Below are 21,190 nucleotides of genomic sequence, written 5' to 3' on the forward strand. Positions count from 1 at the left end.
TCCAGAAAAGCACACCCATTACGAAACCGCAATCACTACGGTTTTGTAGCGCATACGGGTGTGGGATCGCTTCGGTAAGCTGGCGGCATGGCGGAAACAGCGAAGAAGGCGCCGAAGGTGGCCTCGCCGAGGACAGGCGCGCAGAAGGAGCCCGGGCGCCGTGAGCGCAAGAAGGCGGCGACGCGCAAGGCGCTGTCGGACGCCGCGCTCGAGCTGTTCCTGGAGCACGGCTTCGAGAAGGTGACCGTCGCGCAGATCGCCGAGCGCGCCGACACCGCGGTGACCACGCTGTTCGCGCACTTCCCCGGCGGGAAGGAGGCGCTGGTCCTCGGTGACGACGTCGAGCGCGAGGCCTCGCTGACCGCGGCGGTGCGGGAGCGGGGCGAGGGCGAGTCGGTGCTCGACGCGCTGCACCGGTTCTTCGAGGGCCGCGGGATCTTCGCGGCCGACCTGGACAACGAGTACCGCAAGCGGGTCGAGTTCGTGGCGGCCACCCCCAGACTCCGGGCGCACGCACGGCAGTTGTGGGTGGCGTGCGAGGAGTCCCTCGCGAAGGTCATGGCCGAGGAGACCGGCCGCCCGGAGGGCGATCTCTCGCTGCGGGTGCTCGCGCGCTACGTCCTGGAGACCCCGGACCTGGCCTCACTCGAACCGGACCCGCGCCGCGCACTCGACACCGTCTTCGAGCATCTGCGACGCGGGTGGCCGGAGGTCTGATCCGGGCGGCCGAGAGGCCGACCCTGAGCACCGCTCAGGCGCCGGCGCTCGGCCCTCAGGGCACACTCATCCGACCACCATCCCCACCGCGAGCCCCGCGATCAGCGCACTCGACGCGGCCGCCGTCGCCAGCCGGCCCCGGCGCCCGGTCAGCGCCCGGCCGAGCAGCGCTCCCCCGCCCGCGAGCAGCAGCTGCCAGCTCGCGGAGGCGGCGAACGCGGCCAGGACGAACACCGTCCGCTCGGCGCCGCCCGCCGGGGCGGCGGACCCGGACCCGAGGACGAGCGCGGTGAAGTAGACGATCGTGACCGGGTTGAGCAGGGTGATGCCGAGCAGGCTCAAGTAGGCCCGGAGTGGGGTGAGTTCGCGGACCTCGCGGCCGTTCGCCGCCGCGCCCCGGTACTGGCGGACGGCGGTCAGGAAGCCCCGTACCGCCAGAGCGAGGAGCACGACGGCCGAGGTCCAGCGCAGCGGCGTGGTCACCGAGGCGAGCAGCGGGGCGAGTGCGGTGCCGCCGAGCGCGGCGGTCAGGGCGTAGAGGCCGTCGGCGCTCGCGACGCCCAGCGCGGCCGAGGCTCCGGTGCGCAGGGAGGTGCGGGCGGTGAGGGCCACGAGATAGGTCGCGACCGCTCCGACCGGGATGGCGATGCCGTATCCCGCGAGCAGTCCGGCGACCAAGGCCGTGCTCACGCGGGACGCGGATCGGGCCTCCGGTGGACGCCGGGCTGCTGCTGCGCGCGCACCGGCGAGGTGGCGGCGGTCTTGGGGCATCCCCTGAACGCATTGCTCGGGGAAGGCCGGGCGGCGGAAGAGAGGGATGTCATGCGTGGATCGTGGCGCCGCGGCTCCGGTGACGGCAACTCGATTTTCCGGGCTCGACCTCCCCGGCTCGATCTCTCCGGCTCGATCTCCCGGGGCGCGATCTCGCGGGCTCAATCTCCCGCGGGCCCCCGCTGTACGCCCCCGAGCTTGTCCGGGTTCACCTGGAACCGCAGATCGTGGATCCGCCCCTCCGACACCTCGTACGAGAGCGTGCCGATGGTGACGCCGTCCAGCGTGAACAGGAGGCCGAGTTCACCGTTGATGACGGCCGGCGTGGTGGCCATCGCCGCATAGTCCGGCTTCGCGAGGACGCCGAGCACCCAGCGGGCGACCGCGTCGGCGCCGTGCAGCGGCCGGCGGGCCGCGGTGACCTTGCCGCCGCCGTCGGACCAGCAGGTCACATCGGGGGCGAGCAGCGCCATCATGCCGTTCAGATCGCCGCCGGACGCGGCCTCCAGGAAGAGCTGCGTGACCCGTTCACGCTCGGCGCCGTCCGCCTCGTACCGCGGCCTGCGCGCCTGGACGTGGGAGCGGGCGCGGTGCGCGGTCTGGCGTACGGACTGCTCGGACCTGCCGAGCGTCTCGGCGATCTCCGCGTGCGAGTAGCCGAAGACCTCGCGGAGCACGAACACCGCGCGCTCCACGGGCCCGAGGGTTTCCAGGACGACCAGCATCGCCATGGAGACGGACTCGGCCATCTCGGCCTCCTCGGCGACGTCGGGGGTGGTGAGCAGCGGTTCCGGCAGCCAGGGGCCCACATAGGTCTCGCGGGTGGCGCGGGCCGAAGTCAGCCTGTTCAGGCAGAGGTTGGTGACGGTGCGGACGAGATACGCGCGGGGGTTGGCCACATCCGAGCGGTCCGCCTTGGACCAGGTCAGCCACGCGTCCTGGAGCACGTCCTCGGTGTCCGCGACGCTGCCGAGCAGCCGGTAGGCGGTCGCGAAGAGCAGCCGGCGGTGCGCCAGGAAGGGGTCGTCGGGGTGCGGGGCTGCGGTGGCGCGATCGTCCGGCATCGCGCCACCTTGGCAGTCGACTCGCTTACGGTTCAAGGGGGTTCACGCCTTCGTCGCCCGGCCGCCCTGCGGCCAGACCAGCGCGCCGGCGAGCTTCCGGGTGAGCCGGTACGTCTTGACCGGGCTGCCGCTGACCGTCTCCTTGTAGAACACGGCGCTGCGGCCGGTCAGGCGGATCCGCCGGGGGGTGTCGTCGGGCCGCGTGAACTGGATGACCGCGTCCTTGCGCCCGAGGCTGACCGGCTGGTGCACGTAGCCGAAGCGGAACGGCTTCACCTTCCGTCCGCGCAGCCGCCGCGCGATCGCGTCCGCGGTGTACGCGGCCGAGGGGATCCCCGACTGGCAGGTCCCGTGCACCGTCCCCCAGGCCTGCTCGATGCGCGCGGCGTCGCCGATCGCGTGGATCTCCGGGTGCGACACGGAGCGCAGCGTGCCGTCTGTCCGGATCCGCCCGGCCTCGTCTACCGCGATCCCGGCGTCAGCGGCGAGCGCCGGCACGCGTACGCCCGCGGTCCACAACGACACGTCGGAGACGAGCAGTTCACCGTCCGCCAGCTCGACGGCGTCGGGCAGCACCTTCGCCACCCGCACCCCCGCACGCACGGTGACGCCGAGCCGGTCGAGGGCACGGAGCAGATACGCCTGCGCCTTCGTCCCCATCATCGAGCCGGGCACCTCGTGGCTGAGCAGGGTGACATCGAGGCCCGGGTGCGCCTCGGCGATCTCGGCCGCGGCCTCGACCCCGGTGAGCCCGCCGCCGCTGACGGTCACGGCCCCGCCCCGCACCGCGAGCCGCGCCAGTTCCTGGGACATCCGGCGGGCGGTACGCGGGTCGTTCAGGGTGTACGCGTGCTCCGCGACGCCCGGCACGCGGCTGGTGTCGGTGGAGCTGCCGAGGGCGTAGACGAGGGTGTCGTACGGGAGCGGCTCCGCGCTGCCCGACACCTGGACCTCCCGGGCCTCGACGTCGATCGCGGTGGCCCAGCCCTCGACGAAGGCGACGCCGGTGCCGTCGAGCAGCTCGGTGATCCGGTGGTCGGCGAGCTCCTGTCCGGCGGCGATCTGGTGCATCCGCAGCCGCTCGGTGAACCGCGGCGACGGGTTGACCAGCGTGATCCGTACCGCCGGGCCGCGGCGGGTGCGCCGCGCGAGCCGGGTGGCGGTCATCATGCCGGTGTAGCCGGCACCGAGGACGACGATGCGGTGGGGGGTGGCGGGGGCGGACTCGGTGTTCATCACGGGCTCCTCTGCTGTCTGTTCCGCACGGTGTCGCCCATGGGACAGACGGCCCCGCCCGGATGTGACAGGAGGCCCGCTGTGACCTGCGTCACAGCGGGCCTCGGGGAGGAGAGCAGCACGGGATCCCGCGCGTATCCGCAGCTCAGCAGCGCTTCCCGTCCTCCGGCGCCTTGCCGTCGAGCAGATAGCGGTTGACCGCCGTGTCGATGCAGTCGCTGCCGCGCCCGTACGCCGTGTGCCCGTCGCCGTCGTACGTGAGCAGCGTGCCGGTGGCCAGCTGACCGGCCAGCGACTCCGCCCACTTGTACGGGGTCGCGGGGTCGCGGGTCGTGCCGACCACCAGGAGCGGGGCCGCGCCCTCCGCCGTGATGCGATGGGCCGAGCCGGTGGCCTGCTCGGGCCAGTACGTGCAGGTCAGACCCGCCCAGGCCAGCCCCGTACCGAAGACGGGCGAGGTCTTCTCGAACTCGGGCAGCGCCTTCTCCACCTCGTCCGGCCCCTTGAACGCGGCAGGCAGATCAAGGCAGTTGACGGCCGCGTTGGCGAACATGATGTTCCCGTACGAGCCGTCGGGCTGCCGCTCGTAGTAGCTGTCCGAGAGCTGGAGCAGCCCCGAGCCGTCGCGGTCCTTCATCGCCGAGCCGAGCGCGTCGCGCAGCTGGGGCCAGGCGCCCTCGTCGTACATCGCGGCGATCACGCCGGTCGTGGCGAGGGATTCGCCGAGCCTGCGGTCGCCGGCCGGGATGGGCTGCTTGTCCAGCTGCAGGAAGAACTCCGTCAGCCGGCGGCCCGCGCCCTCGGCGTTCTTCGTCCCGAGCGGGCAGTCGCTCTGCCCGACGCAGTCCTTCGCGAAGGACCGGAAGGCCGTCTCGAAGCCGGCGGTCTGGTCGAGGTTCATCTGCTCGGCGGGCAGCGAGGGGTCCATCGCGCCGTCGAGGACGAGGCGGCCGGTGCGCTCGGGATACAGCTCGGCGTAGGTCGCGCCGAGGAAGGTGCCGTACGAGGCGCCGACGTAGTACAGCTTGTCGTCGCCGAGCACCTCACGCAGCAGATCCATGTCCCGCGCGGCCTCGACGGTGGAGACATGCGGAAGGACCGTGGCCGACCGCTTCTCACAGCCCTGCGCGAACTCCTTGTAGGCGGTGACCAGTTGCTCCTGCTCGCGCTCGTCGTCGGGGGTCACGTCGGTCTGCGTGTACGCGTCCATCGCCTTGTCGTCGAGGCACTCGACGGGCTCGCTGCGGGCCACGCCGCGCGGATCCATGCCCACCATGTCGTAGCGGGCGCGGACCGGGGCCGGATAGCCGAGGGCCGCGTACGCCTGGAGGTACTCGATGGCGGAGCCGCCGGGCCCGCCCGGGTTGACCATGAGCGAGCCGATGCGCTTGCCCGGGCCGGTGGCCTTCTTGCGGGAGACGGCCAGCTTGATCTGCCCGTCGTCCGGCTTCGCGTAGTCGAGCGGCGCCCGGAGCGTGGCGCACTCGAACCCCGGCACACCGCACTCGCGCCACTTCAACTTCTGTGTGGCGTACGGCTTCAGGGCCTCCTTCGCCGAGGAGTCGAGGGAGGACCGGGCCGAGGGATCCGGCGAACTCCCCCCGGAACAGCCGGAGATGAGCAGCCCCGCCGCGAGCAGGGCGGCGGCGGTACGGGCGAGGGGGGCCTTGATGCGCATCCACCGAGGGTAACGGGGCGGTAGCGGTACGCAGTTGCTCCGACTCGTACGAGTGAGCCGGGCCTCCGGGGAGTCCCGGCGTCAGCCCGCCCGCAGCGCCACCCTCACCGTCACCGCGTCAGCCCGCCCGCAGCGTCACCGTCACCGCGTCAGCCCGCCCGCAGCGCCATCGTCATCGCCTCCACCGCGAGCAGCGGGGCGACATTGGACTCCAGGGCCTCGCGGCAGGCGGAGATGGCCTCGATGCGGCGCAGGGTCGACTCGGGCGAGGAGGCGCGGGCCAGCCGCTCCAGGGTGTCCCGCTGGTCGACGTTGGCGAGGGCGACCTGGGAGCCCAGCTGGAGGGCGAGCACATCACGGTAGAAACCCGTGAGGTCGGTGAGCGCGAGGTCGAGGGTGTCGCGCTGGGTGCGGGTGCGCCGCCGCTTCTGCTTGTCCTCCAGGTCCTTCATCACCCCGGCCGTACCGCGCGGCATCCGTCCGCCCTGGGCCGCGCCGAGCGCCGCCTTCAGCTCCTCGGTCTCCTTGGTGTCGACCTCCTCGGCGAGCTGCTTGGCGTCCTCGGCCGCGGAGTCGATCAGCTCCTGGGCGGCCTTCAGACACCCGCCGATCTCGTCGATCCGCAGCGGCAGCTTGAGCACGGCGGCCCGCCGCTCGCGCGCCCGCTCGTCGGTCGCGAGCCTCCGGGCGCGCCCGATGTGCCCCTGGGTGGCCTGGGCCGCGGCCGCCGCCACGGGCGGCTCGATGCCGTCGCGCCGTACGAGGATGTCGGCCACGGCGGCCACCGGCGGGGTGCGCAGCGTCAGGTGCCGGCAGCGCGAACGGATGGTGGGCAGCACGTCCTCGAGCGAGGGCGCGCACAGCAGCCACACCGTGCGCGGCGCGGGCTCCTCGACGGCCTTGAGCAGCACATTGCCCGCGCCTTCGGTGAGCCGGTCGGCGTCCTCCAGGACGATCACCTGCCAGCGCCCGCCGGCCGGGGACATCTGGGCCCGCCGCACGAGGTCGCGGGTCTCCTTCACGCCGATGCTCAGCAGATCGGTCCGTACGACCTCGACATCCGCGTGCGTACCGACAAGGGCCGTATGGCAGCCGTCGCAGAATCCGCAGCCCGGCGCGCCGCCGAGCGCACGGTCCGGGCTCACGCACTGCAACGCGGCCGCGAACGCGCGCGCCGCCGTGGAACGCCCCGATCCGGGCGGCCCCGTGAACAGCCAGGCATGCGTCATCTTCGAACTCGACGGCAGCTCACCGCCGCCGGCCGCGACCGTCACATAGGCGTCGGCGTCCCGCGCGGCAGCCTCCAGCTGCGCGGTGACCCGGTCCTGACCCACCAGGTCGTCCCATACGGGCATGGGTGCCGCCTCTCTTCCGGTGCGCGGGCTGTGGTGCCGACGTCGGTGCCCTGCCCGTCCATTGTGGGGCAGGGCACTGACAAGCCCGGACCGTCAGCGGCGCCGGCCGCGGCCCCGGCCGTCCTCGTCGTCGTGGTCGCCGAGCAACTCGTCCGCCAGGGAGGGCAGATCGTCCAGCGGGGTCTCCTCCGCCCAGTCCGAGCGCGGGCGGCGGCGCGGCCGACCCGTCTCGTCCACCTGCGGCAGCTCGCGCGTACGGTCCTCGGCCCCGGCCTCGGGCCGCTCATCGCGGAACAGGCCGGGCGGCAGCCGGTCGGCCGGGTTGTCGCCCGGCACCGGCGGCACCGCGTCCACGCGTACGGGCGGCAGCACCGCGGTCTCGTCCGCGGCACCCGGGGCGGGCGGCGCGGGCAGCACGGCGGTCTCCTCGGACGGGCTGACGGCCGGACCGCCGGACGGTGCCTTCGCTTCGGGCGCCGAGTCACGCGCGGGCTCGGAACCGGACTTGGATCCGGACCCGGATCCGGACTTGGAACCGGCTTCGGGAGACGAGGCGGCCCCGGAGCCCCCGGCACCCCGCCCGGGCTCCTCCTCCTGCACCGCCGGCAGCACCGCCGTCTCGTCGGCGGGCGGCGCCGAGGGCGAGGGCGCGACGATCGGCGTGGAGACGGTGGTCTCGTCCGCGCCCTTCACGACCGGCGTCGGCACCGTGGTCTCCGCGTCGGGCAGCGCTGCGGCCGCGGCCGCAGCGGCGGCCGCGGCATCCGCCCGGCGCGCCTCCTCGGCCCGCAGCAGCGCCTCCTCGGCCTTGCGCTGCTTGTCCAGGCGCCGCGCCTCCGCCTCGTCGCGCAGCCGCTGCTCCTCGGCGGCCTGCCGCCGGCGGCGCTCCTCCTCCGCGGCCCGCAGCTGCTCCTCGGCCTCACGTCGGCGGCGCTCCTCCTCGGCGAGCCGGCGCGCCTCCTCGGCGCGGGCCCGGGCCTCCTCGGCCTGCCGCTCCTCCTCGCGGCGCCGCGCCTCCTCCAACTCCCGGCGCTTGCGCTCCTCCTCCTCGGCGCGCAGCCGGGCCAGCTGCTCCTGGCGCTCGCGCTCCAGGCGCTCCTCCTCGGCCTTGCGCGCGGCCTCTTCCTCCGCGCGCCGCCGCGCCTCCTCCTCGGCCGCCTTGCGGGCCTCTTCCTGCGCCTGCTTCTCGGCGTCGGACAGCGGCAGCATCTGGTCGAGCCGGTGGCGTACGACGGTGGTGACGGCCTCGGGCTCCTGGGCCGCGTCGACCACGAGGTAGCGCCCGGGGTCGGCGGACGCGAGGGTCAGGAACCCGGCGCGCACCCGCGCGTGGAACTCCGCCGGCTCCGATTCCAGCCGGTCCGGCGCCTCGGTGAACCGCTCGCGCGCGGCCTCGGGCGAGACGTCGAGCAGCACGGTCAGATGCGGGACGAGCCCGTCGGTGGCCCAGCGCGAGATCCGGGCGATCTCGGTCGGCGAGAGATCGCGGCCCGCGCCCTGGTAGGCCACGGACGAGTCGATGTAGCGGTCGGAGATGACGACGGCGCCGCGCTCCAGAGCGGGGCGGACCACCGTGTCGACGTGCTCGGCGCGGTCGGCCGCGTACAGGAGCGCCTCGGCCCGGTGCGAGAGTCCCGCGCTCGACACGTCGAGGAGGATCGAGCGCAGCCGCTTGCCGACGGGCGTGGCCCCGGGCTCGCGCGTGAGCACGACCTCGTGGCCCTTGGCACGGATCCACTCGGCGAGCGCCTCGGCCTGGGTGGACTTGCCCGCGCCGTCGCCGCCCTCCAGGGCGATGAAGAACCCGGTGGCGGCCGGGACCTGGGCGGGCTCGGCGCCGCGCAGCGCGTCGGTCAGATCGCGGCGCAGCGGCACCCCGGACCGGTCGTCGGTCTTGGCGAGTACGAGCGCGGCCACCGGAAGCAGCAGCGCACCGGCCAGCATCAGCAGGAAGGCGGCGCCGCCGTGCGCGAACACGAACTTGCCGCTCGCGAGCCGGTGTTCCCCGATCAGCCCGGCGAGCACCGGCGCGATCACCGCGGAGAGCGCCACGGTCACGCGGACGACGGACTGCAGATGCTCGGTGGTCCGGGTCCTGCGGAAGTCCTCGACCTCCTGGTCGAGCAGGGTGTGCCCGGTGTTCGCGGCGATACCGGCCGCCGTACCGGCCAGGCCGAGCAGCAGCAGGACCGTGGTCTGGTCCGGTACGAGTCCGGCCGCGAGCAGCGCGATCCCGGCGACCGCGACCGCCAGGGCGAGCAGGCGGCGGCGCGACAGGGCGGGCAGCACGGAGGGCGCGACACGGATGCCGAGCACGGTGCCGGCGGTCAGCGCGGCCACGAAGATCCCGAACAGGACGGGCCCGCCGCCCAGGTCGATCGCGTGCAGCACCACCACGGCGACGGCGGCGGCGATGGCCGCGGCGACCGAGGCGCAAGCGAAAACGAGCAGCGGGATGGCCCCCGTGCGCCCCTTGTCCACGCCGCTGCCGGTCTTCGGCCGGCGCAGCCCCTCAAGCGGCGAACGGGCCCGCGGGGTCTGCGCGTCGGGCAGCTCGATGAAGTAGACGACGGACAGCGAGGCGGCGAAGAGACCGGCGGCGACATACGAGGCGAGCGCGGCCTGGTGCTGCGCGAACCAGTCCACGCCTGCACCGATCAGATTGCCGATCAAGGTGGCGGTGATCAGGACGAGCGCGCCGATGGGCAGCGCCACGAATCCGGTACGCAGCGAAAGCCGGCGCAGCGCCTCGGTGTGGTCCGGCAGCGGCCGCACCGTCGCGCCCTCCAGCGGGGGCGCGGGCAGCAGCGCGGGCGCGGCGCTCTCGCGGGCCACGGTCCAGAAGCGCTCGGCGACCCCGACCACGAACACGGTCACGAGCAGCACGGCGAGCGCGCTGTCCGGGGTCCAGTCGATCCACAGCGGGGCGATGATCAGGAGCGCGGCCCGCAGTCCGTCCGCGGCGATCATGGTCCAGCGGCGGTCGAGCGGGCCCTCGGCGGCGGTGAGCGCGGTCAGCGGTCCGAGCAGGACCGCACCGAACAGCAGGGTCGCGAGCACGCGCACCCCGAACACGGCGGCGATCGCGAAGGCCACCCCGCGGTACCCGCCCCCGAAGGACTGCTCGGCGAGCGCGGCCTGCACCCCGAGCAGCACGAGCACGAGCAGCGCGAGCGCATCCCCGATCCCGCCCACGAACTGGGCGCTCCACAGGCGCTTCAGCGGGGGATGGCGCAGCAGTGCACGAACAGCACGCTCACGGGAGTCGGCGACCAGGGCGGCATCGGAGTCGTCTCGGGTCATCCGGCCAGCCTATCCGGAGCGCCCCCGTCCCCGGACCACGTCCCGAACAAAGTTCCGCCCCCCTCACACCACCGCCCCGACGGCGAGATGCGGGGGCCCGGGGGGGCAGGCCCCCAAAGCCGAACGCCGAGGACGCGAGCCCAGAATCGCCCTCCACGAGGACCAGGTGCGGGGGCCAGGGGGCGGAGCCCCCGAAGTCGGGCGTGTGGGCGCGAGCCCGCAAAACACCCCGCCCCCGCCCGGGAGTCCGAGGGCAGAGCCCTCGGTTTCGGGAAGGGGCGGGGTGGGGGAAAGCTCAGTCCTCAACCGGAGCCGACGCCGCAGCCTTCTTCGCCGCCGCGGCCGTCGCCTTCTTCGCCGGAGCCTTCTTCGCAGCCGTCTTCTTGGCGGCGGTCTTGGTAGCCGCCGTCTTCTTCGCGGCCGTCTTCTTCGCCGCCGTCTTCTTCGCCGGCGCCTTCTTCGCCGCCTTCTTGGCGGTCTTCTTCGCCGGGCCCTTCGCCCGCTTCTCGGCGAGCAGTTCGAAGCCGCGCTCCGGCGTGATCTCCTCCACGGAGTCCGCCGCCCGCAGCGTCGCGTTCGTCTCGCCGTCCGTCACGTACGGACCGAAGCGCCCGTCCTTGACGACCACCGGCTTGCCGGAGACCGGGTCCTCGCCCAGCTCCTTCAGCGGCGGCTTCGCGGCGGCACGCCCCCGCACCTTCGGCTGGGCGTAGATCGCCAGCGCCTCGTCGAGCGTGATCGTGAAGAGCTGCTCCTCGCTCTCCAGCGAGCGCGAGTCCGTGCCCTTCTTCAAATACGGACCGTAGCGCCCGTTCTGCGCGGTGATCTCGACACCCTCGGCGTCGGTGCCGACCACGCGAGGCAGCGACATCAACTTCAGCGCGTCCTCGAGCGTCACCGTGTCCAGGGACATCGACTTGAACAGCGAGGCGGTCCGCGGCTTCACCGCGTTCTTGCCCGTCTTGGGCGTGCCCTCGGGCAGCACCTCGGTGACGTACGGACCGTAACGCCCGTCCTTGGCCACGATCTCGTTGCCGCTCACCGGGTCCTTGCCCAGCGCGAAGTCACCGCTCGGCTTGGCGAGCAGCTCCTCGGCGAGCTCGACGGTCAGCTCGTCGGGCGCGAGGTCGTCCGGCACGTCGGCGCGCTGGTGCCCCTCGGAGTCCTTCTCACCGCGCTCGATGTACGGACCGTAGCGCCCGACGCGCAGCTTGATGTCGTTGCCGACGGGGAACGAGGAGATCTCGCGGGCGTCGATCGCCCCGAGGTCCGTGACCAGCTCCTTGAGACCGCCGAGGTGGTCCCCGTCACCGTTGCCGGCGTCGGCCGCACCGCCGGCGCCGGCCGTGCCCTCGGGGCCTTCACCGAAGTAGAAGCGCCGCAGCCACGGCACGGCCTGCGCCTCGCCCCGCGCGATGCGGTCGAGGTCGTCCTCCATCTTGGCCGTGAAGTCGTAGTCCACGAGCCGCCCGAAGTGCTTCTCCAAGAGGTTGACCACGGCGAAGGACAGGAAGGACGGCACAAGAGCCGTGCCCTTCTTGAAGACATAGCCGCGGTCGAGGATCGTGCCGATGATCGACGCGTACGTCGACGGACGGCCGATCTCGCGCTCTTCCAGCTCCTTGACCAGCGAGGCCTCGGTGTAGCGGGCCGGCGGCTTGGTCGCGTGGCCGTCCACGGAGATCTCGTCGGCGGACAGCGCGTCGCCCTCGGCCACCTGCGGCAGTCGGCGCTCGCGGTCGTCCAGCTCGGCGTTCGGATCGTCGGCGCCCTCGACGTACGCCTTCAGGAAGCCGTGGAAGGTGATCGTCTTGCCGGAGGCGCTGAACTCGGCGTCCCGTCCGTCGGCTGCGGTGCCACCGATCTTGACCGTGACCGAGTTGCCGGTCGCGTCCTTCATCTGGGAGGCGACCGTGCGCTTCCAGATCAGCTCGTAGAGCCGGAACATGTCGCCGGTCAGGCCGGTCTCGGCCGGGGTGCGGAAGCGGTCGCCGGAGGGGCGGATCGCCTCGTGCGCCTCCTGCGCGTTCTTGACCTTGCCGGCGTACGTGCGCGGCTTGTCCGGCAGGTAGTCGGCACCGTAGAGCTGCGTGACCTGCGTACGGGCGGCCGTGATCGCGGTGTCGGACAGCGTCGTGGAGTCCGTACGCATATAGGTGATGTGGCCGTTTTCGTACAGCTTCTGCGCGATCTGCATCGTCGCCTTGGCGCCGAAGCCGAGCTTGCGCGAGGCCTCCTGCTGGAGGGTGGTCGTACGGAACGGCGCGTACGGCGAGCGGCGGTACGGCTTGGACTCGACGGAGCGGACCGCGAACTGCGCGTTCTCCAGGGCGGCGGCGAGCGCGCGGGCGCCCGCCTCGTCGAGGTGCAGCGTGTTCGCGCTGTTCGCCTTGAGCTGCCCGAGCGAGTCGAAGTCGCGGCCCTGCGCCACGCGCTTGCCGTCGACCGTGGTCAGGCGCGCGATCAGCTGCGAAGGGTCGGAGGCGTCGCCCTTACGGCCCGTGCCGAAGGTGCCGGTCAGGTCCCAGTACTCGGCGGAGCGGAAGGCGATGCGCTCGCGCTCGCGCTCGACGACGAGCCGGGTCGCGACCGACTGCACACGGCCCGCCGACAGCCGCGGCATGACCTTCTTCCACAGGACCGGCGAGACCTCGTAGCCGTAGAGGCGGTCGAGGATGCGGCGGGTCTCCTGGGCGTCGACCATGCGCTTGTTGAGCTCGCGCGGGTTGGCCACGGCACCCTGGATCGCGTCCTTGGTGATCTCGTGGAACACCATGCGCTTGACCGGGACCTTGGGCTTCAGGACCTCGAGGAGGTGCCATGCGATGGCCTCGCCCTCGCGGTCCTCATCGGTGGCGAGGAAGAGCTCGTCGGAGTCCTTGAGGAGGTCCTTGAGCTTCTTGACCTGGGCCTTCTTGTCGGCGTTGACGACGTAGATCGGCTGGAAGTCGTTGTTCACGTCCACGCCGAGCCGGCGCACCTCGCCGGTGTACTTCTCCGGCACCTCTGCGGCGCCGTTCGGCAGGTCGCGGATGTGCCCGACGCTCGCCTCGACGACATACCCCGGGCCGAGGTAGCCCTTGATCGTCTTCGCCTTGGCAGGGGACTCGACGATGACGAGTCGGCGGCCGCCCTGTGCGGTCTCGCTGGTCGGGGACAACGTGGCTCTTCTCTCCGGTCGACGCTCTCGCTGCTGACATCTGCGGTCCGTATGCCCGGCATACGGCTCCCGTTCCGTATGCCTTCATACGACGGAGCCGCAGACATTGCCACGGCGGCGCCCTATGCGTTTATACGGTGACGCTGCGGAGTGTGACGGTACAGCCCGCCCCCGTGTCAAACGGGGAAAGCCCGCAGCAGCCACTCGAACGGTAACCCGACTCCCGCCCTTCCTGCCGCCCGGACTGCCGACCTGCCCTTTCCCGGGAAGCGGAGCCTTCTCTCCCGGATTGGCCGTTTCCGTACCCTCGGGAGATCACTGGGAGGTTCGTGCGGAGATCGCGGACGGGCCGGTGGGGAGGCCGCGGCGGGGCCCGGGCCCAGATCGCCGCGAGGTCCGTGCGGAGATCACCGAGAGGTCCGGCTCACATGCGGACGAAGCACCAGACCCCGAGCAGCAGCGCGGCGGCCGCGACGAGCGTGGCGAACGTGGCCGAGGTCACCGGGCGGGCGCCGTGGGCCACGGGCCTGCGGTGCGCGACCCGGACGGCGGTCCACGTCAGCAGACCCGCCCCGAACAGCGCGAACACCGTGCCTGCGAAGATCGCCGGTCCGCTCTCCATGGCTCGCATCCTCCCCGCAGGATCGCCTCGATCGCGGCAGGCTGGCAGACACGGACCACGGACGGGCGTCTTCCGGGCGAACCCGGGGTGAACGCCCGCCCCGACGTCTGGCCCGACGCCCGACCCCTGACCCGACGCCTCGCCTCAGGCCCGCACCCCGGCCGCCTCCTCCAGCGCCGTCTCGTCCTCCGCGCCCTCCCCGGCGGCCCGCATCCCGGGGATCGCGAGCGCCACGAGCGCGGACAGGAGCGCCACCACGCACCCGATCAGGAGGCCCACACGGAACCCCGCCTCGGAGGCCAGCGTCCGGCCGCCGACGCTGATCGTCATCTGCGCGAGGACCACACCCACCAGGGCGGCACCGACCGTGGTGCCGAGCGAGCGCATCAGGGCGTTGAAGCCGTTGGCCGCCGCCGTCTCGGAGAGCGGGACCACGCTCATGATCAGGGCGGGCATCGCCCCGTACGCGAGCGCCACCCCGCTGCTGATCACGATGCCGACGACCATCAGACCCCAGGTCGAACCCATCAGCGCCTGCGCGAGCCCGTACCCCGCACAGATCACCAACGCACCGGAAACCAGCGCGAACTTGGGCCCGCGCGAGCCGATCAGCTTTCCGCCGAGCGGCGAGATCAGCATCATCATCAGGCCGCCGGGCGCGAGGTAGAGACCGGCCGCGAGCATCGACTGGCCGAGCCCGTACCCGGTCGCCTCGGGGAACTGAAGGATCTGGGGCGCGATCAGCATGTACGCGTACATGCCGACGCCGACGAGCACCGAGGAGGCGTTGGTGAGCAGGACGCGCGGCCGGGCGGTGGTGCGCAGGTCGATCAGCGGGTCGCGGGTGCGCAGTTCCCACCATCCCCAGACCGCGAGCGCCACGACGGCGAGGGCGAAGAGCCCGAGCGTGACGCCCGAACCCCAGCCCCAATCGGCGCCCTTGGAGGCCGCGAGCAGCAGCGAGACCAGACCGATCGCGAGGCCGACGGCCCCGGCGAGGTCGAAGCGCTGCCCCTTCGCTCCGGCCGGCACGTCCGGCACCATCACATGAATCAGAACGCCGATGACGAGGGCGAGCACGGCCGAACCCCAGAACAGCGCCCGCCAGTCGGCGTACTGCGCCACCCCCGCCGCGATCGGCAGCCCGATCGCGCCGCCGATCCCCATGGAGGCGCTGACCAGGGCGATGGCGCCGGGCAGCCGGCGGGCCGGCACGACGTCGCGCAGGAGCGCGATGCCGAGCGGCACCATGCCCATGCCCATCCCCTGCAGCCCACGGCCGACGATCATCGGCAGCACCGAGGAGGACAGGGCGCACACCACCGACCCGAGGACCAGCGGCACCGAACACACCAGCAGCATCCGGCGCTTGCCCACGAGATCGCCGAGCCGTCCCGAGACGGGGACGCACACGGCGGCCACGAGCAGCGTCACCGTGACCACCCAGGCCGCGTTCGACGGGGTGGTGCCCAGGAGCCGGGGCAGTTCGGCGATCAGCGGCGTGACCAGGGTCTGCATCACCGCCGCCACCGTCCCGGCGAGCGCCAGGGTAGCCACGATGCCGCCCGGCCGCCGGTACGCCTGGGTGCTCTCCATGGGCGCTCCTCGTCATCTTCCGTTGTACGGCGGTGCGTTGAGGTCCTGGTGCGGGCACCGGCTCCGGACCCTTGCACAGCCGTGTGCATCGTACACATGATGTGCATGACGCACATCGGCCTCCGCTCTGCGATACGGTCACCCCGGGAGGTCGTACGTATATGGACAAGCCGTCGCATCTGGTCGAGTTCGAGCACATGGTGCTCGGCCGGCACCAGCTCAGCAGCGCCAAGGAGCGCAAGGAGCAGGGCCGGATGGAGCGCAGCGCGTACATCATGCTCAGCCGCATCCAGATGCAGGGCCCGATGACGATCGGCGAGCTCAGCGAGGCCTTCCGGTTGGACACGTCGACGGTGAACCGGCAGACGGCGGGCGCCGTGCGCGCCGGCCTCCTGCGGCGCATCCCCGATCCCGAGGGCGGACTGGCGCGCCGCTTCCAGCTCACGCCCGAGGGCGAGCGCGAGGTGGACGCGGAGCGCGAGATCCGCGTACGGGACCTCGACCAGGTCTTCGAGGACTGGCCGGCCGAGGACGTGGCGGCCTTCGCCCGCTATCTCCAGCGGTTCAACACGAGCGTGGAGCGGCTGAGCGGCCAGCCCTGGCCGCGCTGACCGCGCCCACCTGGCCGGGAGCGCGCGCTCACAGCGAGAGCCCACTCACGGCGAGAGCCCGCTCACCGCGAAGGCACGCCCACGCGACGAACGCGCCCTCCCCGCCGACACCGACACCGACACCGACACCGACGCCGACACCGACACCGGCACCGTCACCGACACCGACACCGACACACCGGCTACCGCGGCTCCAGGAACCCCTGCTCCACGAGCAGCCGGATCTGCGCGGGCGTACGGTCCCGCAGCAACACCGGGTCCTCGCCCACCAGTTGGGCGATCGCATCCAGGATGCGGCCGGCGCTCATCGAGCCGTCGCAGACGCCCGCGAAGCCCGCGCCGATCGTGTCCACCTTCGTGGCCCGCCGCATCCCGCGGTGCTGGCGCAGCACGACATGCTCGGGGTCCTCCGCGCCCGGAAGCCCGACCTGCTCCTGCACCACGCCCTCGGCCAGCACGAAGTGCCCGGCGAGCAGCGCCGCGTCGTCGTGCGCGCGCAGATGGTCGAGCCGCGCGAAGTGCGCCTCGACCACCGCGCCGAGCGGCTGCTCGACGGGGTGCGGCCACTCCTCGACGGTGACCGAGGGATCGTCCTGGGCCGCGGCGGACTTGCGCAGCGTGATCCACCCGAAGCCGACCGCCTTGACCTTGCGCGCCTCGAACTCGTCCAGCCACGCGTCGTACCGCGCCGCGTACTCGGCCGGATCCGTGCGGTGGTCCCCGGCGTCGCGCAGCCACAGCTCCGCGTACTGCGTGATGTCCTGCACCTCGCGCTGCACGATCCACGCGTCACAGCCGCGCGGCACCCATGAGCGCAGTCGCTCCTGCCAGTCCTCCCCTTCGACGTGCTGCCAGTTGGCCAGGAACTGGGCGTATCCCCCTTCGTTCAACCGCTCTCCCGCCTGCTGAACGAGCGAGCGGCACAGATCGTCCCCGCCCATCCCGCCGTCGCGGTAGGTCAGGCGCGCGCCGGGAGAGATGACGAACGGCGGGTTCGAGACGATCAGGTCGTACGTCTCGTCCGTGACCGGCTCGAAGAGCGAGCCCTCGCGCAGCTCGGCCTCGGGGGCGCCCGAGAGCGCGAGGGTGAGCGCGGTCATGCGCAGCGCACGGGGGTTGAGGTCCGTGGCGGTCACGCGCGTGGCGTGCTGGGCGGCGTGCAGCGCCTGGATACCGGAGCCGGTGCCGAGGTCGAGCGCGCTCGCCACCGGCTTGCGGACGGTGATCCCGGCGAGCGTCGTGGACGCCCCGCCGACCCCGAGCACGACCCCTTCGTCCTTGCTGCCGATCCCGCCGGCCCCGCCGACCGCGCAGCCGAGGTCGGACACGATGAACCAGTCCTCGCCGTCCGGCCCGCCGTAGGGCCGTACGTCGACCGTGGCGCGCACGAGCTCGCCGTCGTCGGTCAACCAGCCCTGGGCCACGGCCTGTTCGAGGGGCAGCGCCTGGGCCACGCGGGCGTGCGGCAGCGCGTCCTGGAGCAGGAAGAGGCGGACGAGCGTCTCCAGCGCACCCTCGCCACGGGTGGCCCGGACGGCGGGCACGGTCTCGCTGCGGGCGAGCGCGGCGTACGCCGGGGCGCCGAGCAGGTCGAGCAGTCCGTCCGCGGTGAAGTCGGCGGCGAGGAGCGCGGCGCGCAGCGCGGCCGCGCCGGTGCGGTCGGTCGAGGGCAAGGGCTTCGTCGTACTCACCCGTCCATTGTCCCCGCACCACGCCCTCGCCGCGCACGCGAAACGGCTGTCCCCGCACCACGCCCGCGCCGCGCACGCGAAACGGCCCGGCGCGCAGCGCGCGCCGGACCGCTCTCTTCAGGTCTCTTCAGGGAACGTCAGTTGGCGGCCGACGGGGACGCCGACTCCACCTTGCAGTCGGGCTGCTTGCCGATGGCCTCGCCGACCTCGCCCTCCGTGAGGGACTGCAGCGCGTCCGCGCCCTCGTCCTGGATCTTGCCGAGCTCGTCCGCGATCTTCTTGAGGTCGTCGGAGAACTTCTTCACGCCCTCCGGCGAATCATCCTTCGCGTCCATCTCGTCGCTCTGCTTCTTCAGGTCCTCGTACGCCTTCGAGGCCTTCTCGAGCTCCTTGACGGTGTCCGTCTGGATCTTCTTGCCGTCGTCGACCGGCGGCGGACCGGCCTTCTCGAGCGCCGCGGCGATCGCGGTGTACGCGTCCGCGCTGGCCTGGAAGGAGGCCGAGTCGACCTTCTTGATCTCTTCCCGGTTGCCGTCCGCGGCCGTGGAGATGATGGCCTGCTGGGCCTTCACGCTCTTCTCGAGCTGGGGCTTGATCTGGCCGCACAGCGACTTGGCCCAGTTGTCGAGCTCCTTGTTGCCGTCGTCACTGCTGCATCCCGACAGCGCCATAACCAGTACCGCACCGCCGGACAGTGCGGCTGCGAGCTTCTTGTTCACCGGATTGGTCCCTTCCATGGCTCTCGGCCCCGGAACTTACACGCCAACCGGGCGCCATACCCGCGCCGAGGGTCCCGTATATCCGCTATTGCAGCCATTTGCACCAAGGGAGATGAGAGTCACGGAAACAAAAAACGGGCGGACGGCGCATCAAAGTGCGCCGTCCGCCCGCCTGTTGAGCAGGAAGGACCGTGCGGCTAGGAAACCACCGCCGGGTCCGCCGAATTGGCCACCCGCCCGGAGTTGTCTTCGTCACCCACGGCGATACCGCGCCGCTTGGAGACGTAGACCGCGCCGACGATGACCAGGATCGCCGCCACCGCGATGCCCGCGCGGATGCCCGCGCTGGCGTCGTCGCCGTAGCTGAACTGGATGACCGCGGGCGCGATGAGCAGCGCGACGAGGTTCATCACCTTCAGGAGGGGGTTGATCGCCGGACCCGCGGTGTCCTTGAACGGGTCGCCGACCGTGTCGCCGATGACGGTCGCGGCGTGCGCCTCGGAGCCCTTGCCGCCGTGGTGGCCGTCCTCGACGAGCTTCTTGGCGTTGTCCCACGCGCCACCGGAGTTGGCGAGGAAGACCGCCATCAGGGTGCCGGTGCCGATGGCACCCGCGAGGAACGAGCCGAGCGCGCCCACACCGAGCGTGAACCCGACCGCGATCGGGGTGAGCACGGCGAGCAGACCGGGCGTGGTCAGTTCACGGAGCGCGTCCTTGGTGCAGATGTCGACGACGCGTCCGTACTCGGGCTTCTCGGTGTAGTCCATGATCCCGGGGTGCTCGCGGAACTGCCGCCGCACCTCGTACACGACCGCGCCCGCGCTGCGCGAGACAGCGTTGATGGCGAGACCGGAGAAGAGGAAGACGACCGCGGCGCCGAGCACCAGGCCCACCAGGTTGTTGGGCTGCGAGATGTCCATGACCAGGTTCATCGGAGCGCCGTCGCCGAGCTTCTCGCCGACGTCCGCGGCCGCGGTCGCGATGGCATCGCGGTACGAGCCGAAGAGCGCGGCCGCCGCCAGCACGGCGGTGGCGATGGCGATGCCCTTGGTGATGGCCTTGGTGGTGTTGCCCACCGCGTCCAGGTCGGTGAGGACCTGGGCGCCCGCGCCCTCGACGTCGCCGGACATCTCGGCGATGCCCTGCGCGTTGTCGGAGACCGGACCGAAGGTGTCCATGGCCACGATCACGCCGACCGTGGTGAGCAGACCGGTACCGGCCAGGGCCACCGCGAACAGCGCGAGCATGATCGACGTACCGCCGAGCAGGAACGCCCCGTACACGCCGAGCCCGATCAACAGCGCGGTGTAGACGGCCGATTCGAGCCCGATGGAGATACCGGCCAGGACGACGGTGGCCGGGCCGGTGAGCGAGGTCTTGCCGATGTCCCGCACGGGACGCCGGTTCGTCTCGGTGAAGTAGCCGGTCAGCTGCTGGATCACAGCCGCCAGCAGGATGCCGATGCCGACCGCCACGATCGCGAGGATCCGCGGATCGCCGCTCTTGGCACTGATCGCCGCGTCGGTGACACCCTTCAACTCCGCGTACGTGGACGGCAGATAGGTGAAGGCGGCCACGGCCACCAGGCCGAGCGAGATCACCGCGGAGATGAAGAAGCCGCGGTTGATGGCCGACATGCCGCTGCGGTCCGACCTGCGCGGGGCCACCGCGAAGATGCCGATCATCGCCGTGATCACACCGATCGCCGGAACGATCAGCGGGAAGGCCAGACCCGAGTCGCCGAACGCCGCCATGCCGAGGATCAGCGCGGCGACCAGCGTCACGGCGTACGACTCGAAGAGGTCGGCCGCCATGCCGGCGCAGTCGCCGACGTTGTCGCCCACGTTGTCCGCGATGGTCGCGGCGTTACGGGGGTCGTCCTCCGGGATGCCCTGCTCGACCTTGCCGACGAGGTCGGCGCCGACGTCGGCGGCCTTGGTGAAGATGCCGCCGCCGACACGCATGAACATCGCGATCAGCGCGGCGCCCAGGCCGAAGCCCTCGAGCACCTTGGGTGCGTCCGCCGCGTAGACGAGAACCACACATGCTGCGCCGAGGAGACCGAGCCCCACAGTGAACATGCCGACGACGCCGCCCGTACGGAAAGCGATCTTCATGGCCTTGTGCGAGACGGCCGTCAGATCCTTGGCCGGTTCGCCCTCCGCGGGAGTCGCCTCACGCGCCGCCGCGGCGACACGCACATTGCTGCGCACGGCCAGCCACATGCCGATATAGCCGGTGGCGGCGGAGAAGAGCGCACCGATCAGGAAGAACACGGAACGCCCTGCGCGCTGATTCCAGTCGTCCGCGGGCAGCAGCATGAGCAGGAAGAAAACGATCACGGCGAAAATGCCGAGCGTCCTCAACTGCCGTGCCAGATAAGCGTTTGCGCCCTCCTGGACCGCGGCCGCGATCTTCTTCATGCTGTCGGTTCCCTCGCCTGCCGCGAGGACTTGGCGTACGAGTACGCCGGCCACGACGAGCGCGGCGAGTGCGACGATTCCGATGACCATCACGATCAGCCGGTTGTCGTCGGTCAGTACTGCGGCTGCGAAGGTTGTGGGGTGGTCAAACTGATGAGGGGTAGAAAGCCCCGCCATTCGTCCTCCTTGACGCCTGTGCTGAGCTCAAGATGTGGACGGATTGTAGGGAGCGGACCCTGATCAA

Annotated in this window: 14 protein-coding genes; 2 read left to right on the forward strand and 12 right to left on the reverse strand. The window is 71.9% G+C overall.

The genetic code is table 11. The features are described 5' to 3' along the window. Positions 1 to 87: 87 nt before the first annotated feature. Entirely contained in the window at positions 88 to 717 is a 630-nt protein-coding gene (locus BLT97_RS19910) for a TetR/AcrR family transcriptional regulator (RefSeq protein WP_093612077.1), read from the forward strand. Between the two features lie 66 nt (positions 718 to 783). On the opposite strand, the gene BLT97_RS19915 is transcribed toward BLT97_RS19910, so the two are convergent. The 9 genes from BLT97_RS19915 to BLT97_RS19955 all read right to left on the reverse strand — a co-directional run bounded on the left by BLT97_RS19915 (position 784) and on the right by BLT97_RS19955 (position 15,502). After that, complete coding sequence (locus tag BLT97_RS19915; protein WP_176953834.1) at positions 784 to 1,407, reverse strand: LysE family transporter; 624 nt, start codon at positions 1,405 to 1,407, stop codon at positions 784 to 786. A 242-nt stretch (positions 1,408 to 1,649) separates the two neighbouring features. Next, positions 1,650 to 2,552: an RNA polymerase sigma-70 factor gene (locus tag BLT97_RS19920; RefSeq protein WP_093612081.1), complete on the reverse strand. Its 903-nt coding sequence runs from the start codon at positions 2,550 to 2,552 to the stop codon at positions 1,650 to 1,652. Between the two features lie 42 nt (positions 2,553 to 2,594). Continuing rightward, positions 2,595 to 3,788 (reverse strand): NAD(P)/FAD-dependent oxidoreductase, encoded by a 1,194-nt coding sequence (locus BLT97_RS19925; RefSeq protein ID WP_093612083.1) that lies wholly within the window; start codon positions 3,786 to 3,788, stop codon positions 2,595 to 2,597. Between the two features lie 145 nt (positions 3,789 to 3,933). Next, a complete protein-coding gene (locus tag BLT97_RS19930; protein WP_093612085.1) occupies positions 3,934 to 5,466 on the reverse strand; it encodes an alpha/beta hydrolase in 1,533 nt (510 codons plus the stop codon). A gap of 149 nt (positions 5,467 to 5,615) precedes the next feature. Further along, the gene (locus tag BLT97_RS19935) at positions 5,616 to 6,821 is read right to left on the reverse strand and encodes a DNA polymerase III subunit delta' (RefSeq protein WP_093612087.1); all 1,206 of its coding nucleotides are present in this window, start codon (positions 6,819 to 6,821) and stop codon (positions 5,616 to 5,618) included. 93 nt (positions 6,822 to 6,914) lie between these two features. Beyond that, a complete protein-coding gene (gene tmk / locus BLT97_RS19940) occupies positions 6,915 to 10,124 on the reverse strand; it encodes a dTMP kinase (protein ID WP_093612089.1) in 3,210 nt (1,069 codons plus the stop codon). 295 nt (positions 10,125 to 10,419) lie between these two features. Then, positions 10,420 to 13,284, reverse strand: a complete 2,865-nt coding sequence (topA, locus tag BLT97_RS19945; protein WP_093612091.1) for a type I DNA topoisomerase — start codon at positions 13,282 to 13,284, stop codon at positions 10,420 to 10,422. A 424-nt stretch (positions 13,285 to 13,708) separates the two neighbouring features. Beyond that, complete coding sequence (locus BLT97_RS19950) at positions 13,709 to 13,906, reverse strand: hypothetical protein (RefSeq protein ID WP_093612093.1); 198 nt, start codon at positions 13,904 to 13,906, stop codon at positions 13,709 to 13,711. Positions 13,907 to 14,050: 144 nt separating this feature from the next. After that, complete coding sequence (locus BLT97_RS19955) at positions 14,051 to 15,502, reverse strand: MFS transporter (RefSeq protein WP_093612095.1); 1,452 nt, start codon at positions 15,500 to 15,502, stop codon at positions 14,051 to 14,053. A 161-nt stretch (positions 15,503 to 15,663) separates the two neighbouring features. On the opposite strand from BLT97_RS19955, the gene BLT97_RS19960 reads away from it, so the two are divergent. After that, the gene (locus BLT97_RS19960) at positions 15,664 to 16,113 is read left to right on the forward strand and encodes a MarR family winged helix-turn-helix transcriptional regulator (protein ID WP_093612097.1); all 450 of its coding nucleotides are present in this window, start codon (positions 15,664 to 15,666) and stop codon (positions 16,111 to 16,113) included. Positions 16,114 to 16,295: 182 nt separating this feature from the next. Here BLT97_RS19960 and BLT97_RS19965 read toward each other — a convergent pair whose 3' ends face one another. The 3 genes from BLT97_RS19965 to BLT97_RS19975 form a co-directional block, all read right to left on the reverse strand. After that, positions 16,296 to 17,804, reverse strand: a complete 1,509-nt coding sequence (locus BLT97_RS19965; protein ID WP_093612099.1) for a DUF7059 domain-containing protein — start codon at positions 17,802 to 17,804, stop codon at positions 16,296 to 16,298. Between the two features lie 137 nt (positions 17,805 to 17,941). Further along, positions 17,942 to 18,541: a small secreted protein gene (locus BLT97_RS19970; RefSeq protein ID WP_093612101.1), complete on the reverse strand. Its 600-nt coding sequence runs from the start codon at positions 18,539 to 18,541 to the stop codon at positions 17,942 to 17,944. Positions 18,542 to 18,720: 179 nt separating this feature from the next. After that, positions 18,721 to 21,123 carry a sodium-translocating pyrophosphatase gene (locus BLT97_RS19975; protein ID WP_093612103.1) on the reverse strand — a complete coding sequence of 801 codons (2,403 nt, stop codon included), beginning with the start codon at positions 21,121 to 21,123 and terminating at the stop codon, positions 18,721 to 18,723. Positions 21,124 to 21,190 lie beyond the last annotated feature (67 nt).

The sequence above is a fragment of the Streptomyces indicus genome (assembly GCF_900100315.1).
Classification (GTDB): Bacteria; Actinomycetota; Actinomycetes; order Streptomycetales; family Streptomycetaceae; genus Streptomyces; species Streptomyces indicus.

What these genes read in the sequence shown, in the direction of transcription:
- BLT97_RS19910 (WP_093612077.1), top strand. Translation starts at nt 88, where the DNA reads ATGGCGGAAACAGCGAAGAAGGCGCCGAAGGTGGCCTCGCCGAGGACA.
- BLT97_RS19920 (WP_093612081.1), bottom strand. Translation starts at nt 2,552, where the DNA reads ATGCCGGACGATCGCGCCACCGCAGCCCCGCACCCCGACGACCCCTTC.
- BLT97_RS19925 (WP_093612083.1), bottom strand. Translation starts at nt 3,788, where the DNA reads ATGAACACCGAGTCCGCCCCCGCCACCCCCCACCGCATCGTCGTCCTC.
- BLT97_RS19930 (WP_093612085.1), bottom strand. Translation starts at nt 5,466, where the DNA reads ATGCGCATCAAGGCCCCCCTCGCCCGTACCGCCGCCGCCCTGCTCGCG.
- BLT97_RS19935 (WP_093612087.1), bottom strand. Translation starts at nt 6,821, where the DNA reads ATGCCCGTATGGGACGACCTGGTGGGTCAGGACCGGGTCACCGCGCAG.
- tmk (WP_093612089.1), bottom strand. Translation starts at nt 10,124, where the DNA reads ATGACCCGAGACGACTCCGATGCCGCCCTGGTCGCCGACTCCCGTGAG.
- BLT97_RS19950 (WP_093612093.1), bottom strand. Translation starts at nt 13,906, where the DNA reads ATGGAGAGCGGACCGGCGATCTTCGCAGGCACGGTGTTCGCGCTGTTC.
- BLT97_RS19955 (WP_093612095.1), bottom strand. Translation starts at nt 15,502, where the DNA reads ATGGAGAGCACCCAGGCGTACCGGCGGCCGGGCGGCATCGTGGCTACC.
- BLT97_RS19960 (WP_093612097.1), top strand. Translation starts at nt 15,664, where the DNA reads ATGGACAAGCCGTCGCATCTGGTCGAGTTCGAGCACATGGTGCTCGGC.
- BLT97_RS19970 (WP_093612101.1), bottom strand. Translation starts at nt 18,541, where the DNA reads ATGGAAGGGACCAATCCGGTGAACAAGAAGCTCGCAGCCGCACTGTCC.
- BLT97_RS19975 (WP_093612103.1), bottom strand. Translation starts at nt 21,123, where the DNA reads ATGGCGGGGCTTTCTACCCCTCATCAGTTTGACCACCCCACAACCTTC.